14 protein-coding genes are annotated in these 17,141 nt (G+C 70.1%); 3 read left to right on the top strand and 11 right to left on the bottom strand.

The genetic code is table 11. The features are described 5' to 3' along the window. Positions 1-38: 38 nt before the first annotated feature. Both C6V83_RS17280 and C6V83_RS17285 read right to left on the bottom strand, forming a co-directional pair. The gene (locus C6V83_RS17280; protein ID WP_105943454.1) at positions 39-2,174 is read right to left on the bottom strand and encodes an ArnT family glycosyltransferase; all 2,136 of its coding nucleotides are present in this window, start codon (positions 2,172-2,174) and stop codon (positions 39-41) included. Next, a complete protein-coding gene (locus C6V83_RS17285) occupies positions 2,171-3,442 on the bottom strand; it encodes a glycosyltransferase (RefSeq protein ID WP_105943455.1) in 1,272 nt (423 codons plus the stop codon). Before C6V83_RS17285 ends, C6V83_RS17280 begins: the two co-directional genes overlap by 4 nt. Positions 3,443-3,636: 194 nt before the next feature. Here C6V83_RS17285 and C6V83_RS17290 point away from each other — a divergent pair, with 194 nt between their 5' ends. After that, a complete protein-coding gene (locus C6V83_RS17290) occupies positions 3,637-5,751 on the top strand; it encodes a RecQ family ATP-dependent DNA helicase (RefSeq protein WP_105943456.1) in 2,115 nt (704 codons plus the stop codon). A 103-nt stretch (positions 5,752-5,854) separates the two neighbouring features. Beyond that, positions 5,855-6,475 (top strand): DUF4203 domain-containing protein, encoded by a 621-nt coding sequence (locus tag C6V83_RS17295; RefSeq protein ID WP_105943457.1) that lies wholly within the window; start codon positions 5,855-5,857, stop codon positions 6,473-6,475. 49 nt (positions 6,476-6,524) lie between these two features. Here C6V83_RS17295 and C6V83_RS17300 read toward each other — a convergent pair whose 3' ends face one another. The 5 genes from C6V83_RS17300 to C6V83_RS17320 form a co-directional block, all read right to left on the bottom strand. Then, positions 6,525-6,962: an HIT family protein gene (locus C6V83_RS17300; RefSeq protein WP_105943458.1), complete on the bottom strand. Its 438-nt coding sequence runs from the start codon at positions 6,960-6,962 to the stop codon at positions 6,525-6,527. Positions 6,963-7,059: 97 nt separating this feature from the next. Further along, positions 7,060-8,550, bottom strand: a complete 1,491-nt coding sequence (locus C6V83_RS17305) for a sensor histidine kinase (RefSeq protein WP_105943459.1) — start codon at positions 8,548-8,550, stop codon at positions 7,060-7,062. Between the two features lie 2 nt (positions 8,551-8,552). After that, on the bottom strand, positions 8,553-9,275 hold the full coding sequence (locus C6V83_RS17310) for a response regulator transcription factor (protein WP_105944045.1): 723 nt from the start codon (positions 9,273-9,275) through the stop codon (positions 8,553-8,555). Between the two features lie 467 nt (positions 9,276-9,742). Next, the gene (locus C6V83_RS17315; RefSeq protein WP_234353789.1) at positions 9,743-10,141 is read right to left on the bottom strand and encodes a RidA family protein; all 399 of its coding nucleotides are present in this window, start codon (positions 10,139-10,141) and stop codon (positions 9,743-9,745) included. Then, on the bottom strand, positions 10,138-11,721 hold the full coding sequence (locus tag C6V83_RS17320) for a carboxylesterase/lipase family protein (RefSeq protein WP_234353790.1): 1,584 nt from the start codon (positions 11,719-11,721) through the stop codon (positions 10,138-10,140). The genes C6V83_RS17315 and C6V83_RS17320 overlap by 4 nt, the downstream gene beginning before the upstream one ends. Before the next feature lie 61 nt (positions 11,722-11,782). On the opposite strand from C6V83_RS17320, the gene C6V83_RS17325 reads away from it, so the two are divergent. Continuing rightward, positions 11,783-12,250 (top strand): GyrI-like domain-containing protein, encoded by a 468-nt coding sequence (locus tag C6V83_RS17325; RefSeq protein WP_105943460.1) that lies wholly within the window; start codon positions 11,783-11,785, stop codon positions 12,248-12,250. 9 nt (positions 12,251-12,259) lie between these two features. On the opposite strand, the gene C6V83_RS17330 is transcribed toward C6V83_RS17325, so the two are convergent. Genes C6V83_RS17330 through C6V83_RS17345 form a run of 4 tightly spaced genes read right to left on the bottom strand, consistent with a single transcriptional unit; the run spans position 12,260 to position 17,140 of the window. Further along, on the bottom strand, positions 12,260-13,072 hold the full coding sequence (locus C6V83_RS17330) for a protein kinase domain-containing protein (RefSeq protein ID WP_105943461.1): 813 nt from the start codon (positions 13,070-13,072) through the stop codon (positions 12,260-12,262). After that, entirely contained in the window at positions 13,069-15,195 is a 2,127-nt protein-coding gene (locus C6V83_RS17335) for a cation:proton antiporter domain-containing protein (RefSeq protein WP_105943462.1), read from the bottom strand. Before C6V83_RS17335 ends, C6V83_RS17330 begins: the two co-directional genes overlap by 4 nt. Next, a complete protein-coding gene (locus C6V83_RS17340; RefSeq protein WP_105943463.1) occupies positions 15,195-16,715 on the bottom strand; it encodes an FHA domain-containing protein in 1,521 nt (506 codons plus the stop codon). The genes C6V83_RS17335 and C6V83_RS17340 overlap by 1 nt, the downstream gene beginning before the upstream one ends. Further along, a complete protein-coding gene (locus C6V83_RS17345; RefSeq protein WP_105943464.1) occupies positions 16,712-17,140 on the bottom strand; it encodes a hypothetical protein in 429 nt (142 codons plus the stop codon). The genes C6V83_RS17340 and C6V83_RS17345 overlap by 4 nt, the downstream gene beginning before the upstream one ends. Position 17,141: the final 1 nt, after the last annotated feature.

Below are 17,141 nucleotides of genomic sequence, written 5' to 3' on the forward strand. Positions count from 1 at the left end.
CCGCTGGACTCCTGCCCCAGATCGAGCCGATCCGCGGACTACTTCGTGGGCGCGGTCAGGTCGTAGAGCACGACGCCGTCGACCGTGGTCGAGGTGAAGTTCGCCGTGACCCACTCGCTGATCTGGGAGGCGGTGCCGCTCCCTCCCCGGCCGCCGCCCATCATCCCGCCGCCGGAGGCGATGAAGTAGTGGATCTTCCCTTCTTCGACGTACTTCTGGAACTGTTCGAGTGTGGGCGAGGGATCGGTGCCGTTGAACCCGCCGATCGGCATCACCGCGTGCCCGGACTCGATCTGGAAGCCGGACGCCGAGTTGGATCCGAGCGCGGCGGCGACCCAGGTGAACCGGTCGGCGTCGGTCCGCAGCAGCGCGACAACGTGCTCGCTGGGCTCGGAGCCCCGCAGCAGCCCACCCGCCGCATCGCCGGGTCCCGCAGTCCGAGAGGAAGGCCCGGTCTGACCGTCTCCGCCGGTTCCGGGAGGAGCAGTCCCGACACCGGGAGCGGCCCCGGTCGGCGGATTCCCGGGCGCCGCCGGCGGCATCCCGCCCGGACCGAATCCTCGACCACCGTCACGCCCCGATCCGTCACGTCCGCCGTCGCGCATTCCGGGCGGCCCGCCGCGACCCGGACCCGATCCGCCGTCCACGCGCGGGCCTGCGCTGATGATCGAGCCCTGCGCTGGAGTGGCCAGGGTGTCCACGGTGTACGCGGCAGGCCCGGCGAGAGCCGCGACGATCGCGAAGGCAGCCGCCACGCGGGCCGCCGCGCCCGTGCGTACGACGATCAGCGCCAGCCCGGCGAGGACACCCGCCGCCAGCACGACCCAGCGCAGCCACGGCACGAACTCCGCCGAACGGCCGAGCAGGACGCATGCCCAGATCGCCGCCGTGATCGAACCTGCGGCGAGGACGAGCCGCACCCACAGCCGGTCACGTGCGCTCCAGCACACGGCTGCCCCACCGGCGAGCAACCCGGCGAGCGCAGGTGCGACGGCCGCGGTGTAGTAGCTGTGGAAGATGCCCTGCATGTAGCTGAACACCGCGATCGTGGTCAGCATCCAGATGCCGAACAGCGCGAGGAACGCACGACGGCCGTCGGTGCGCACGGCACGCCCGATCAGGACCAGAGCGGCCACCGCGAAGATCAGCGCCGTCGGGATCAGCCATGCGATCTGGCCGCCCTGCTCACCGTCGAACATCCGCCAGAAGCCGGTCTCCCCCCACATGCCTCCCCCGGCTCCGGCCGGTCCGTCTCCGGTTCCCGCGACACCCGCGTGAGCGTCCCCGCCGCCCGGTGTCACAGCGCCCCGCTCGTTCCCGTTCAAACGCCCGAATCCGTTGTATCCCAATGTCAGTTCAAGGATCGAGTTGTTCTGCGAGCCGCCGATGTACGGGCGCGAGTCGGCCGGCCAGAGCTCGACAGTCAGAATCCACCATCCCGCGCTGACGATCATCGCTCCCAGAGCTGCCGACAGCTGCCCGAACCGGCGCAGCCAGGTGCCCGGCGCGAAGGCGAAGAACGCGACAGCCAGCGCCGGCAGGATCAGGAAGACCTGCAACTGCTTGGTCAGGAATCCGAATCCGACGGCGACACCAGCCCAGAGCGCCCAGCGCCACCGGCCGGTCTCGATGCCCTTCGTCGTCGCCCAGGCGGCGACGAGCATCAACAGGATCAGCAGGGCCTCGGGATTGTCGTACCGAAACATCAAGGCGGCCACCGGAGTCAGCGCGAGCACCGCTCCGGCACCGATCCCCGCCCAGTGCCCGAACTGCTTCTTGACGATCACGTAGAGCAGCCACACCGAGGCCACTCCCATCAACACCTGCGGGACCAGGAGCGACCACGAGTTGAGACCGAATACCCGCACGGACAGAGCCGGAATCCACAGCGACGCAGGCGGTTTGTCCACCGTGATGGAATTGGCCATGTCCGACGACCCGAAGAACCACGCCTTCCAGCTCTCCGAGCCGGCCTGGATGGCCGCGGTGTAGAAGGAGTTCGCCCAGCCGTTCGCGGAGAGATTCCACAGGTAGGCGGCCAGGGTGCCGATCAGGAGGACAGCAAGAGAACTCCATTCGATCCACTGGGATCGCCGATTCACTTGCAGCGCAGCGTCTTTTTGCTTCTCACCTCCGGTCTGTGCAGAGACGGGCGAGAGCTCGACAGTAGTCATGATGCAGCCTCCTCACGGCTGTCGAAACGAGTCGGACCGCGCCGCACAAAGATCCAGCGGAGTCCGACGAAGCGTGTGGCCGTCGCGACCAGATTCGCGACAATCAAGACGGCGAGTTCGAGCCCGCGGCTCGACTCGGCGACGGCGGCGTGCAGCGCCACGAGCGACCCGGCGGTGACTGCCCAGCCGAAGAGAAACACACCCCAGCCGAAGAGATGGTGGCCGACGAGTCCACGCCGACCGCGCACGCCGAAGGTGAAGCGCCGGTTGACCGCGGTGTTCAGCACTGCGGTGATCGCGAGCGCGAGCAGATTCGCAGTCTGTGCACCGACGTGGGTGTGCAGCAGCAGATACAGCAGCGCGTACGCAAGGGTCGAGGCGACACCGACTGTGACGAACCGGACGACCTGTCCCGTCATTCCGCGCGGCACACCCGCGAGGTCGGGGCCGTCGTCGCGGTCACGGCCCAGGTTCCGGCGCAACCGTTCGACCGGAAGCCGCCCGGTGGCCAGTGCCCAGCCCACGCGCACGCACCCCCGCAGGTCGGCGAGGGCGGTGGACACGATGTCGACCGAACTGTCGGGGTCGTCGACCCAGTCGACCGGGACCTCGGCGATGCGCAGCCCGATCCGCTCGGCCAGCACCAGCAGTTCGGTGTCGAAGAACCAGCCGGTGTCGGCGACGTGCGGGAGCAGTTCTCGCGCGACGTCCGCACGCATGGCCTTGAACCCGCACTGCGCGTCGGAGAAGTGCGTGCGCAGCCCGACATGCAGGATCAGGTTGTAGCTGCGCGAGATGAACTCCCGCTTCGGGCCACGGATCACGTGCGACGATCTGTCGAGCCGCGTGCCGATCGCCACGTCGGAGTGCCCGGAGACCAGGGGCGCGATGAGCGGCATCAGCGCGTTGAGGTCGGTGGACAGATCGACATCGCAGTAGGCGACGATCTGCGCGTCGCTGGCGAGCCACGCCCGGTTCAGCGCCCGGCCACGGCCCTTCTCGTCCAAGCGGATCACCCGCACGTCGTCGAGCTCGGCGGCCAGCCGCGCGGCGATCACCGGCGTCGTATCGGTGCTGGCGTTGTCGGCGATCGTGATGCACGACGAGTACGGGACCTGTCGGTGCAGGTACGCGCGGAGCCGGTGCACGCACGCTTCGAGGTCTTCGTGCTCGTTGTACACCGGTACGACGACGTCGAGCACCGGCGGCGCGCCGGGCCCCTCCGGGCGGCGCACCGCCGCGGGTTCTGGATCGATGGTTGCTGTCATGACGCCCAGCCTCGTTCCGGCGGCTGGAACACCCCTGCCCCTTCCCTGTCAGGTTCCTGTGACTCGCGGGCGTCATGCGGGCACCGGCTCCGACCGCGACGGACCCGAGGGAACCGTGGAGCGAGCTGCCGCGTCTCAGAGACATGACCGAGCCATCGCCGCATCTGTCGGCACCAGCCCATAGGGTCGTGCACATGGAAACCCGCACCCTCAGCGCGCAGGACCGCCCGGTCGCCGAACGGGTGATCCATGCGCTGGCCGGACCCGATGCCCGACTGCGCCCGGACCAGGAGACGGCGGTCGCCACCCTGGCGACACCGGGCGCCCGCGCGCTGGTGGTCCAGGCCACCGGATGGGGCAAGTCCGCGGTGTACTGGGCCGCCACCGCGGTGATCCGCGCGGCCGGCGGCGGTCCGACCCTCATCGTCTCGCCGCTGCTGTCACTGATGCGCGATCAGGTGGCCGCCGCGACCCGGGGCGGATTGCGCGCGGCGACCGTGAATTCGTCGAACATCGACGAGTGGTCGGCGGTGGAGGCCGATCTGGCCGCCGGCGAGCTCGACGTGCTGCTGGTCTCCCCGGAGCGGCTGGCCAATCCGGGCTTCGGGCGACGGGTGCTGGACGCGCTCGCCGGCCGCCTCGGTCTGGTGGTGATCGACGAGGCGCACGCCATCTCCGATTGGGGGCACGACTTCCGTCCCGACTACCGCCGGGTGGCGGACGTGCTCCAGCAGCTGAACCCGCAGACCTCCGTGCTCGCCACCACCGCCACCGCCAACCAGCGCGTCACCGACGACGTCGCCGCGCAACTCGGCGAGGACGGCCGCACCCTGGTGCTGCGCGGACCACTCGCCCGGAAATCACTGCACCTCAACGTGATCGACGGACTCTCCCCGCTCGAACGCTACGGCTGGGTCGCCGATCAACTGCCTGTCCTGCCCGGATCGGGGATCGTGTACGTGCTGACCGTCGCCGACGCGGACCGCCTGGTGACCGCGATCAAAGCGGCGCGCGGCGACGACTATCCGGTCGCCGCGTACACGGGCCAGCTCTCCGCGGACGAGCGGCACCGCCTGGAAGACGACCTGCTCGCGAACCGGGTCAAGGCACTGGTGGCCACCTCGGCGCTGGGCATGGGGTTCGACAAGCCTGACCTCGGGTTCGTGGTGCACGTCGGCGCGCCGCCGTCGCCGGTCTCCTACTACCAGCAGGTGGGCCGTGCCGGGCGCGCGCTCGACGAGGCGGTCGTCGTGCTCCTGGCGTCCGGCATGGACGAGTCGGTCTGGGAGTACTTCGCCACCGCGACCATCCCCGATCCGAACCGGATGGAGCGGCTGCTGGCCGCGATGGACGACGCGGGCGGACCGGTGAGTGTGCCGCAGTTGGAGGCCGTGACCGGCCTGCGGCGCACGCGAGTGGAGTTGATGTGCAAGCAACTCGCGGTGGACGGCGCGGTGGAACGCACCGCGGACGGCTGGGTGCGCACCGGCAGGCCCTGGCGGCACGACGCCGAGCACTACGCCGGAGTGCTCGGCGTGCGGCGCCGTGAGGCAGACATCATGCGCAGCTATATCGGCGGCCGGGCGTGCCTGATGAAACTGCTCACGCAGGCCCTCGACGATCCGCGCGCCGAGGACTGCGGCAGGTGCAGCGTCTGCCTGGGCACTCTCACCCCGGGCCTGCAACTGAAGGCGCCGCGAGAGGTCCTCGGCATCGTGTCCACGGCTCTGCGCCGCCAGGCCCAAGTCCTCGAACCCCGCAAGATGTGGCCCGGCGGGACATACGGCACCCGCGGCCGGATCCCTGCGAACCGGCTCGCCGAGCCCGGCCGGGTGCTCGCGTTCGCGGATGCGCCGCAGTGGGGGGACACCCTCGATCAGGCGCGACGGGGAGACGAGACCGCGCGCGACGAGCTGGCTCGGGCCGCCGTTACCGTGCTCGCCGACTGGGGCCGGGCAGGGATCCGCCCGGAACTGATCTGCGCTCTGGACTTGGGCACCGGCCTCGCCGCCGATCTGGCACAGCGGCTCCGCGTCATCGGCAAGCGCGCGCCGTGCGACGACTACCCCGTCCGACCCGGCGACGGGCCGGGCCGCGAGGCCAACGGCGCGGCCGAAGCCGTGTACTGGCGCGATCATCTGGGGCCTCCCCCGGCTCTCGACGGCACCGGGCCGGAACCGGGCGGACCCAGCGTCCTGCTGGTGGTCGACGAGACGTCGTCGACCTGGCCGATCACGCTCGCCGCGGCGGCACTGCGAGAGGCCGGTGCGGGGCCGGTCCTCCCACTGGTGATCCACCAGACCGTGTGATCGGCGCATCGCCGGTCCGACGCTGAGATCACCTTGTGCCAGATGATGGAGTCCAGGCGCGTCCGGACCCGATCAGCGACCCGGTTCTGCGTACCATCAGCACATGGCGAACGTGGTGATCGGAATCCTGGCGCTGCTGGCCGGCGCGCTCTTCTGTTTCTGGGGCGTGGCCGCGATGCGGTTCGTCATCGCCGTCTGGGGCGCCTTCGTCGGCTTCAATCTGGGTGCCGGAATCGTCGCGGCGCTCACCAGCGGCGGCTATCTCAGCACGGTTCTCGGGTGGGTCGTCGGCGTGGTGGTCGCGCTCGCCTTCGCGCTCATCGCCTACCTGTACTACGTGGTGGCCGTGACGCTGGCGATGGCCTCGATCGGTTTCGCGCTCGGCACCGCACTGATGGTCGCCATGGGCGTGGACTGGAACTGGCTCATCATTCTCGTCGGAGTGGTGCTCGGCGTCGTGCTGGCCTGGATCACGCTGGCCGCACGCCTGCCGACGATTCTGCTGATCGTCCTGAGCGCGTTCGCCGGTTCCACAGTGATGGTCGGCGGTCTGATGGTCCTCGGCGATGTGGTCCGGACCAGCGAGTTCACCCGTTCCGACGTGACCGCTCGCATCTCCGACCACTGGTACTGGTGGGTGATCTACGTGGTGCTCGCCGTCGTCGGCATCGTCACCCAGACCCAGTTGGTCAACAAGAACGAGAACCTGCGCGAGCAGTGGTGATCGGGGCGCCATCGGTGCCGCGACGTCGCGACGCTCGGGTACCCGGCGGTCAGGAGGCGGGCTCGTCCGGCACGTTCTCCTGATAGCCCATCGCGCGCAGGGAGGCGCGGATGCGGCGGGCCGACTCGTCGAGCACGTCCGGATCGGGATCGGTTTCGGCGGCCCGCAGGTCGAACAACTCCTCCGACCACGCAGGGAACACGTGGATGTGCAGGTGCGGCACCTCCAGACCGGCGATCAGCAGACCCATGCGGGGGGCGTCGTACGCCTGCTTCACTGCGCGACCGATCTTCTGCGAGACGTCCGACAGGTGCGTGAAGGTGGGAGTGTCGATCTGCTCCCAGTGATCGATCTCCTTGCGCGGGATCACCAGGACGTGCCCCGGCGTGACCGGGTTGATGGTCAGGATGCCGACGGACTGGCCGTCCTTCCAGACGAAGCGGCCCGGCAGTTCGCCGTTGATGATTCGGGTGAAGATCGTTGCCATGCCTTCAGCGTAATCGGCCGTGGCGGAGTTGCGGTGCGCCCGAGGCAAGTCGGGCCGAACGCCCCGGTCGCGATCCGCGCCGGCGCGGACCGCCGGCTCAGGAACCGTCTAGGCGCGGCACAGAGAACCAGAAGCGGGCGCCTGCACCGGGCGAGGAGACCACTCCGACCGAGCCGTCGTGTGCGGCGATCAGGGCCGCCACGATCGACAGGCCGAGCCCGCTGCCCGACGACGGCGAGGACCGCTGCCGAGACGGATCTCCGCGGTAGAAGCGCTCGAAGACCCGCTCCGCTTCCTCCTCGCTCAGACCCGGCCCCTGGTCGATCACCTCCACCCGCGCCTGCGTGCCGGGGGCCGTGAGGGCCACGGTGATCGGTGAGCCGGCCGGCGTGTGCGCCACAGCGTTGCCGATCAGATTGTGCAGCACCTGCGTCAGCCGAGCCGCATCCGCCTGCACCACGGGGCCGGGACCCTCGGTGTGGTCGGCCACGACGATCTCCCGGTCCGGTGCGGCCGCTCGCGCCGAGGCCACGGCATCGTCGACCAGGACGGGCAGCTCTACCGGGGCCTTCGCCAGTGGCCGCTGGGCATCCAGGCGCGCCAGCATCAGCAGGTCTTCCACCAGCAGACTCATCCGGTCGGCCTCCGCCGAGATCCGGGCGATCCCGTCGGCCGGGTCGGTCGTCATGCCGCTGCCGATCAACTCGGCGAAACCCTTGATCGACGTCAGCGGCGTGCGCAGCTCATGTGAGGCATCGGCGACGAAGCGCCGCATCCGCTCCTCCGAGGCCCTGGCCTGCCGTTCGGACGACTCCGTCGCGGCGAAGGCCGTCTCGATTCGGCCGAGCATGGTGTTCAGCGAGTCCGCGAGTCCGGCCACCTCGGTGCCCGGGCGCTGCGGCGGCACGCGGTGCTCCAGGTCGCCGGCGGCGATCGCGTGCGCGGTCTCCTCCACCCGCCGCAGCGGCCGCAGCGAGGACCGCACCAGCAGATACCCGGCTGCGCCGATCACGATCACCACCAAGGCGCCGATCCCCGCCTGCAGCCAGATCAGCCGGTTGAGGGTGTCGTCGACGTCCTGCAACGGCGTCGCGACCACCACCGTGACCGGGGCATATCCGTTCTGTTCGTTCGCATCGCCGGTCCGCTTGATCACCCGCCACTGCGGCCCCGAGCCGCGGGACTGGACGGTGAGCGGCCCGGCATCGCCGACGGGCAGTCCCGAGAGATCCGGTGTCGCGTCGTAGTCGCTGGTGGTCATCGTGCCGATGGGGCCACCGCTGACCTGCACGAAGAAGTTAGACGGTGGACGGCGCGGACCGGGTCCGCGGGGTGCGTCGCCGTCCTGGGGGACCGGACCGGGTCGCGCCCAGGTCGCCGTCGCCTCGACCAGGTTGGCGTCCACTCGCCTCAGCAGATCGCTGCGCATCGCCGAGGTGACGGCGACGCCGGACACCACCAGCCCCGTGATGACGAGCGTCAGCGTGAGCAGCACCAGCGACACCCGCAGCGGCACTCCCCGGCGACCCGACCGAACCGGGTCCGCCTCGGACCGACTTCCGGCACGGACGCCGGCCGACGTCGTCATGCCTACTCCCGCGGTTCGCGCATCACGTAGCCGACGCCACGCAGCGTGTGGATCAGCCGCGTGGGCCCGGTGTCGATCTTGCGGCGCAGGTATGAGACATAGGATTCGACGACGTTCACGTCACCGCCGAAATCGTAGTTCCACACGTGGTCGAGGATCCGTGGCTTGGACAAGACCGTGCCCGCATTCACCATGAAGTAGCGCAGCAGCGTGAACTCGGTCGGCGAGAGTGCCACGAGTTCTCCGTTCTTGAACACCTCGTGGGTCTCGTCGTCGAGCTCGAGGTCGGCGAAGGTGATCCGGGTCGGTTCGGCCTCGTCGCCGAATCCGTTGCGCCGCAGCAGGACCTCCAACCGGACGATCACCTCCTCCAGACTGAACGGCTTCGTCACGTAGTCGTCGCCGCCGATGGTCAACCCGTTCACCTTGTCCTCCACCGAGTCTCGCGCCGAGAGGAACAGGGCGGGCGCGGTGTGGCCGTCGGCGCGTAACCGTTTGAGCACGCCGAAGCCGTCCATGCCGGGCATCATCACGTCGAGGATCACCACGTCGGGCCGGGACGACCGCGCCCGATCGATCGCATTCGGCCCGTCCACAGCGGTGGTCACCTCGTATCCCTGGAACTTCAGGGACACCGCGAGCAGTTCCCGGATGTTCTCCTCGTCGTCGACGACGAGGACTCGCGCAGCTCGCCCGGACGGTCTGCCGGGACTCGAAGAAGTCATGGTCACCACAATCTACCGAGCACCTGGATCACGCCTGCACGCTTCCTGTGAGGTTGCTGTGCTCGATCCCGGCGACGTTCGGCTGTGGTCTCGATACGTCCTCGGCTAGCGCCTCGTCCTACTCGACCACCAAGGGGGCTCACCCACCGACCGCCGAGGGGGTTGGTTCGGTGGTCGAGTAGCGGCGCGAACGCAGCGAGTCCCGCGTATCGAAACCCCACTCCTGCCTCGACCGCCGAGGGGGTTGGTTCGGTGGTCGAGTAGCGGGGCGAACGCAGTGAGTCCCGCGTATCGAAACCCCACTCCTGCCTCGACCGCCGAGGGGGTTGGTTCGGTGGTCGAGTAGCGGGGCGAACGCAGTGAGTCCCGCGTATCGAAACCCCACTCCTGCCTCGACCGCCGAGGGGGTTGGTTCGGTGGTCGAGTAGCGGGGCGAACGCAGTGAGTCCCGCGTATCGAGACCTCGCCTACTCGGCTGTCGCGATCGCCTCGATCTCGACGAGTTGCTCCGGATACGGCAGGGCCGTGACGCCTAGGACGATCGCCGGCGGCGTGTCCGCGAACCACGCGTCCACCGTCTGCCAGACCCGGCCGAGCAGTGCGGGGTCGGCGGTCGCGACGTAGACGGTCAGCTTCACCACCTGCGCGGGTGCCGACCCCGCCGCGACGAGCACCTCGGCGAGACAGTCCAGACAGCGCCGAGTCTGCACCGTCGCCTCGCCGGGACCGACGATCCCGCCGGCCGAGTCCAGCGGCGAGATGCCCGCGGTGAACAACGTCGAGCCGCCGGGTACGACGGCGCCGTGGACAAACCCGCCGTCGTGGAGCGCCGGTGCCCGGATCGGTCGGACGCCGTCGCCGGTCACCGGAAGCCGAGCGCGTCGCTGCCCCAGGCGCGCAACAGGTTCCGGTCGAGCTCGGTCACCGCGGTGTCGGTCGCGCCGATGAGCAGCGAGTGCTGTTCTTGGTTGGTGTACGGCTTCCACTGGGCCGGGGAGTCGCTGGAGACCGGATCGCCGTCGTCGGCGAAGCCGAGCCAGCGCTCCTGCATCCGGCGACGCACCCGTGAGCCGGTCTTGCGCCCGCCGAGCCGGTAGCTGATGTCGGCTTTGGTCGACGCCGGATTGCCCCAGATGTACGGCAGCTCGGTGGCGTGGGTGGCGCCGATCCCGAGCACCCGGAAGAGCGGAGTCGCCCAGTCATAGCGGTAGAGGTGGACGGGCGCATGGCGGCTGTGCGCCTCGGCGATCCAGACCGCCGGCATCCGGAAGGCGAGGTCTCGGGAGATCCCCATGAACCGCGCGCCGTTGCGCCCCGGGATCCGCGATTCGCCGCCGTAGGCCACGGCGACGTCGTCGACGCCGGGGATCGCGAGCTCGGGCTGTTCCTGCGCGATCAGCTCGAACATGGCCTGCACCTGCTGTTCGGTGACCGGCATGAGCGGAGTCTTCATCCACTTGAACAGCGAAGTCTCGTCGCGATTGGTCCCGATCATCAGGGGGACGTCGTGCGCGTCGCCGTCGCGGATCGCCTCCATCGGATCGCGCGGGACCAAGTCGCCGTCGATCATCGGCGCGTACGCGATAGTGCCGGGGAACTCCGACGGCACCCGATTGAACACGCGAGTGCCGGCCGACACCAGCGCGGCCACCGGAAGCCGGCGCAAGGCGTCGGGGGTGGGCGGGTCCGGGGCGTGCACCTCCTCCAGGAACAGCTCGCCGTACCTGGCACCGCGCTCGCGGTCGTAGACGCTGGTGGCCGGCGAACTCTGTGCGATCGCCCGGGCGAACAGGCCCTTCGCCGCCGGCATCGCGAGCAGGGTGGTGACGATGCCGCCGCCCGCCGACTCGCCGAACACCGTGACTCGGTCGGGGTCGCCGCCGAAACGCTCGATGTTGCGCTGCACCCAGCGCAGCGCCTGCACCACGTCGGAGAGGCCGCAGTTGGTGTCGAAGGCGCCGTCGGTGCCGGGCAGGTCGCCGAACTCGGCGAACCCGAACGCGCCCATCCGGTAGTTGATCGTCACCACGACGGCGGGCACGTCCTCCTCGACCGAGGCGCGGACCAGCGCAGTGCCGTCGTACAACGGTTGCGAACCGGCGCCGCAGATGTACGCGCCGCCGTGCAGCCAGACCATCACCGCGTGCCGGTCGCCGTCCTCGGCCGCACCGGTCGGCGACCAGATGTTCAGGTGCAGACAGTCCTCGTCGGACGTGGTGCCCGCGCCCAGGTCGATCACCGGCATCGCGGGCTGCGGGCAGACGTGCCCGAACGCTGTCGCATCCCGGACTTCGGTCCACGGCTGCGGATCCCGCGACCGCCGCCAGCGCAGGTCCCCGACTGGAGGCGCCGCATAGGGAACGCCCCGCCAGTTGTCCACGCCCCCGGTGCGCGTGCCGGAGACCGGGCCGAAAACGGTATCGACGATCACTGCTTCCTCGCTCACGGTCTCCAGTGTGCCCTGCGAAGGGCAGCGTGTGTCAGTGACGACTGCTACCTTCACCGACATGAGCATCCCCCTGATCCTGCGCGACGAGCCGTTCACCGCACCGACCGAGGTCGAACTGCCCGAGGGCGTTCCCACCGTCACCGAGTTCGCCGAGGCCATCACCCTCGCCGACCTCCCGTCAGTCTTCGATGCGGGCTTCTCGGCCCTCGCCCCGGCCGGTCCGATCGGCCCCGGTTACGCCTTGTACTCCGGGCCGCCGAGCGGCGCGTTCGACCTGGAGATCGGTTTTCCGGTCGCCGCGGCGCCCGACGGATTCACCGCGGGCACGTTCCCGTCCGGCCGCGCCCTGGCGCTGAGTCACCTCGGCTCGTACGACGGCCTCGGCGACAGCTGGGGCCGCCTGATGACCGAGTTCGCCGACCGCGGCCTGGGCGAGGCGAAGCTGATCGGCGAGGTCTACGTCACCGACCCGTCGGTGACGCCGGGCACGGAACTGCGCACCGACCTGTTCGTCGTCTACGGCTGAACCCGGGTCTCAGCGGCGCAGCGCGTCGATCCGGCCGGCCACTTCCAGGGCGGTGCCCGGGACGGGACCTGACAGGTTGAGGCAGCCCGCGATCAGGGCCGCCTCGTCCCGATTCAACGAGGGCGCCAGCGCCGGCGGGGTGGACAACGCGGCGCGGATGGCGAGCATCGGCTGAGCCTCCGGGATCGCCCCGTAGACCCCGGTCCCGGTGAGCACGAAGTGCAGGCACGCACCCAGAGACCAGACGTCGGTCGCTCGGGACGGGGTACCGCCGGCCAGCAGCGACGGGTCGACGTACTGCACCGACCCCGGCTGCACAAAGCTGGTCAGCGGCTCGTCGGTGCTGAGCACACGCGAGAGCCCCAGGTCGCAGATCCGTCCCCCACCCTCGAAGATCATCACCGAACTCGGGGTCACGTTCCCGTGGGCGATGCCCGCCTCGTGCAGGTCGTGCACCCCGCGCGCGGCATCGGCCAGTGCGGCGAGGGCGGCGTCGCGTTCGAGTACTCCGCCGGCCGGATCGGCGAGCGACCCCGCCGGGAAGTACTCCATCGCATACATGAACTGCCCCTGGAGCACGGCGTCGTACAGCTTCGCGAGATACGGGGACCGAACCGCGGCAAAGGCGCGCAGTTCCCGCACCCCGCGCCGGTAGGCGTCGTCGCTGCACGGGCCGCTGAACACCTTGACCACCACTCGGTCGTCGGCCAGACCCAAGCGTTGCGGGGGCACGGCGAGGTAGAAGGTACCGTTTCCGGCGTCACCGAGTCGCCGGACGACGACGAAGTCGGCCAGCAGCTGCGGATGGTCCGATGGGGTCATGGCAGTTGCCCTCCACTCGAGTTGTCGCGCGCCTCGGCGCGGTCTGCGTGCGGCCCGCTCGCTGCGCTCCCGGCGCCGTCCAAACGCGGCCCGCTCGCTGCGCTCCCGGCGCCGAATCGCTGCTGGATCCGGTCCCCGAGTCCCTCCTCGCTGACCAACGTTCCGTCGAACACCTGGTAGACCGCCCCGACCGTGTCGCCGCCGACCACACCCAGCACGGTCTCCCCCGTTCGGCGCAGGCCGGTGCCCGTCACCTCGACGGTCACCCCCAGCGCCGCAACCGGTTTCAGGTCGGCGAGCATCCGCCGCCGCGACTGCGGCGTCTCCACCAACAGGTCCCGGCCGGTACGCAACGCCAGTTCGGCGGCGATGATCACCGCGGTCCGCCCGCTGCGGCTGTCTTCGCTGCGGCACACGAGCTGCGACGACGCCGTCGAGGCCGAATCCTCATCCACCAGCAGGACGGGCGCCACGGTGAGCGCCACGCCCACCTGACCGGCCGCGGCATCCACACCGATCACGTCGGGCGACCCGTTCTCGGCCATGGCTTCCAAGTCCGCGGCCGCGTCGTCGGTGAACCGGCACAGCACCGACACCGAACGGGCGCCCGGCACCCGGGCACTGAGCGCGTTCAGCTTCTCCACCGCCGCCGCCATCGCTGCGAAGTCCGGCACCACCGGCGCCAGTTCCAGCGTGGCATCGCCGGAACTGCGCGGCAGCACCCCGGCCAGCACCACGTCGGCACCCATCCCGACCGAGAGCAGCCCCGCGTGCCGCTGAGCGAGGCGGTCGACGTCGTCGTCGAGGTCGTCGAACACCAGCATCACGCGGGTCGCCGATCCGGCCGTCAACGCACGACGCTCCACCGCGGCGATGTCCTGTTCCACCATCGCCGGCGGATAGATCACCGCCAGCAGCGGGCCCGCCATCGCGGTGGTGACCAGTGCCATCACCACCATCATCGCGAACAGTTCGTCGCTGAGCACACCCAGTTCGCGTCCGGCGGTCAGGATGACCAGTTCGGTGAGCCCCCGCGTGTTCATCAGCACGGAGACGGCCGCAGACTGGCGCGAGGGCATCCCGCTGACCCGGGCGCCGAAGTAGGCGCCCGCGAACTTGCCCGCGCACGCCACCCCGATCACCGCGAGCAGCTGCAGCCAGCCGGTGCCGCCGATACCGCCGAGATTCACGCTGAGTCCGGTCACGACGAAGAACATCGGGAGCAGCAGAAGCACGACGGCCTGTTCCAGTCGTTCCAGGATCTCGCGCATCAGCTGCTCGCCGCCGGCCTTGGGCATGACGACGCCGAAGACGAAGGCGCCGATGATCGCGTGGATGCCGATCCACTCGGTGGCTGCCGCGGACAGGAAGAGCCCGATCAGCACCACCGCGAGCAGATCGGCCGGGAAGCCCTCGCTGCGGGCCCGCCACGCGAGCAGCCGGGCGAGCAGTGGACGCACCACAGCGAACATGACGGCCGTGTACAGGACCGTGAGCGCGACGATCTTGGCCACCTCGACCGGACTGCCGCCCTGAATCACGGCGATGATCAGGGCCAAGGCGCTCCAGGCGATGATGTCGTCGACGGCGGCCGCCGCCAGGCTGAATGTGCCGACCGCGGTGCGCTGCATGCCGCGGTCGGTCAGGATCCGGGCGAGGACCGGGAACGCGGTGATCGACATGGCTATGCCCAGGAACAAGCACATGCCGAGCTTGTCGATCTGTATCCCGCCGACCTCGTCGTGCGACGGGTAGAGCAGCACCCCCAGCCCGGCGCCGAGCGCGAACGGGACGACCACCGAGCACACCGAGATCGATGCGGCCGAGCGTTCGCGGCCGCGGACCAGGCGCATGTCCAGTTCCAGTCCCACGATGAACATGAAGAGCACCAGACCCAGCTGCGCGATCGCCTTCAGCAGCGGCTGGACGTCGGAGGGAAAGAGCCACGACGACGGATCGCCCGGCAACAGGCCCAGCAGACTCGGTCCGAGCGCGATCCCTGCGGTGATCTCACCGACCACCGCAGGCTGCTTGCACGCCTTCGCCAGGCGTCCCCCCACCCGTGCCGCCGCGATCACCACCGCGACGTCGAGCAGCAGGAACGCCGTCTGCTGGGCCGCCATCAGAGCCTCGCGTGCGGGGACTCGTAGGTGAGCATGCGAGATCCGACGCGGATGCGGGAGCCGGGGACCAGTTTGCGCATCTGGTGCGGGATCAGGCGGACCTCGCGACTGCCCGGGCCCGGATCGGTCACGAAGGTGCCGTTGCTGGAAGCGAGGTCGACGACGAACACGTCCCATTCGACCAGCCGGACCTCCAGGTGCCGACGAGAGACCGCGCCGCCGGCGTCGTGCACGACGATCGACTTGCGGTCGGCAGACCGCTCCGCGGGGGCAAGGGGTACTCGACCGATCACGATGTCGTCGTCGAGCGAGAACACCTCTCCGCTGTCGAGCAGCAGCCAGCCCAGCGAGGGCCGTTCTCCTTCGACCGGGATGGTCGTCATCTGATCCATCCGGATGCCGCACGCACCGCAGATCCACCCGTCGGGGTGATTGAGGTGCCCGTTGACGCAGCGCACCCCGATCACCGTGGGCCGTGCCTTCGCCTTCGGCATCGGCGGCGGGGTGAGCGGCGCGGCGGGTTCGGCGACCGGCAGGGGCGGACGCGCCGGGCGGGGCGGACGCGCTCCACCGGAGTCCCGGTTCGGCATCCGCCCGGGCTGACCGGCCAGCGGCGCCGACTGGAACGGCGCCGGCGAGCCCGGAGCGCTCCGGGGAGAACGGGTCGGAAGCGGCGCACGGCCCGGTTGCGAGGGCGCACGATCCGACGCCGGAAGCGCCGACCGGCCCGGCGGTCCGGCTTGTCGCGCACCGGGCTCCGGCGCCAGCGAGGCGCTGAGGAAGGGTTCGGGGGCACGCTCGGGCGGCGACACCGGATCGGTGCTGATCTCGTCGTCGTGCTCGGCGGCGTCCTGGGTTCGGGCGGTCACCGGCCCCGCGAGCTCCGGTTCGGCGACCGGGGCGCCGTCACCGACGTTCCGGGCGCCGTCACCGGCGTTCGGGGCTTTGGTCTTGCGATACTCGGCCAGTTCGCGGCGCACGCGTTCGAGCGCCTCCGTATAGAACTCCGTGGCGCCCGAGGTCTGCGGCGAGTGGAGCCGGGCGGCGGCCGCCGGAACCACGCCGTCGACCAGGTCGAAGCGTTCCTCACCCGCCGGATCCGGCGTCGATCCGGCGACGACCAGGCACAGTCCCAGGAACGGCCACGGGATCGCCTGCTCGAACGGCCGCCCTTCCAACGGTTCCACCCGCCGCCCGTCGATCTCGCCGAACACACGACCCGTCAGGAACAGCGTGATGCCGACGGAATCCGGGGCGGCGAAGGCGACGTCCGCCTCGTCGAGATCGGCGGCCGCGACCAGTTCGGCGACCCCACGGGCCAAGCGCCGTCCACGCCGTCCGGCGTCGGCTCGCTCCAGCTTCCCGGGCAACGCGAGCACCTGTTCGGCCAGTGCCGCCGACTGCGGTCCGAGCACGCACAAGAAGTCTGGTTTGCGGATCACCACACCGTCGCCCGGCACCAGGGACACCCGCACCTGCTCGCCGTCCGGACCACTCGCTGCCCGTGTCGTCTCACTCATACGAAGCGGCCTCCCCGGAATCGCTGCCGCACGAAGATCGCCCGCAGCGGCCCGTTCAGCACCAGCCACACGATCAGCCACGTGGTGACGAACTGGAGAGCGAAGGCCGGCGCCGGAGGCAAGAAGCCGGGCAGGACGAAGCGCATCACGAGCCACAGGACCACGCCCTCGGAGACGCCGGTGAGCAGACCGAAGAGGGTCGGCCAGTCCTTCTCCCACCGGAACTGCATGAGCAAGTGGTACACCAGCTCCCACAGGACGCCGAGTGCGATGAGCACGCCGAGGATCACGTAGGCGTCCCGATAGGTGCGCGCGACCGACAAACCGGTCGGCAGGACCGGCGCCAGCAACGCCGTCCAGATGCCGCCGACGACGGCGGTGACGAGAATGCGGAGCTGGATGCGCCCGTTCAGTGTCGGCAGCACC

The organism is Gordonia iterans (assembly GCF_002993285.1).
GTDB classification, from domain to species: Bacteria; Actinomycetota; Actinomycetes; order Mycobacteriales; family Mycobacteriaceae; genus Gordonia; species Gordonia iterans.

Bases quoted from the DNA above. Each gene is read 5' to 3' on its own strand.
- C6V83_RS17280 (WP_105943454.1), bottom strand. From the start codon at position 2,174: ATGACTACTGTCGAGCTCTCGCCCGTCTCTGCACAGACCGGAGGTGAG.
- C6V83_RS17285 (WP_105943455.1), bottom strand. From the start codon at position 3,442: ATGACAGCAACCATCGATCCAGAACCCGCGGCGGTGCGCCGCCCGGAG.
- C6V83_RS17290 (WP_105943456.1), top strand. From the start codon at position 3,637: ATGGAAACCCGCACCCTCAGCGCGCAGGACCGCCCGGTCGCCGAACGG.
- C6V83_RS17295 (WP_105943457.1), top strand. From the start codon at position 5,855: ATGGCGAACGTGGTGATCGGAATCCTGGCGCTGCTGGCCGGCGCGCTC.
- C6V83_RS17300 (WP_105943458.1), bottom strand. From the start codon at position 6,962: ATGGCAACGATCTTCACCCGAATCATCAACGGCGAACTGCCGGGCCGC.
- C6V83_RS17305 (WP_105943459.1), bottom strand. From the start codon at position 8,550: ATGACGACGTCGGCCGGCGTCCGTGCCGGAAGTCGGTCCGAGGCGGAC.
- C6V83_RS17310 (WP_105944045.1), bottom strand. From the start codon at position 9,275: ATGACTTCTTCGAGTCCCGGCAGACCGTCCGGGCGAGCTGCGCGAGTC.
- C6V83_RS17325 (WP_105943460.1), top strand. From the start codon at position 11,783: ATGAGCATCCCCCTGATCCTGCGCGACGAGCCGTTCACCGCACCGACC.
- C6V83_RS17330 (WP_105943461.1), bottom strand. From the start codon at position 13,072: ATGACCCCATCGGACCATCCGCAGCTGCTGGCCGACTTCGTCGTCGTC.
- C6V83_RS17335 (WP_105943462.1), bottom strand. From the start codon at position 15,195: ATGGCGGCCCAGCAGACGGCGTTCCTGCTGCTCGACGTCGCGGTGGTG.
- C6V83_RS17340 (WP_105943463.1), bottom strand. From the start codon at position 16,715: ATGAGTGAGACGACACGGGCAGCGAGTGGTCCGGACGGCGAGCAGGTG.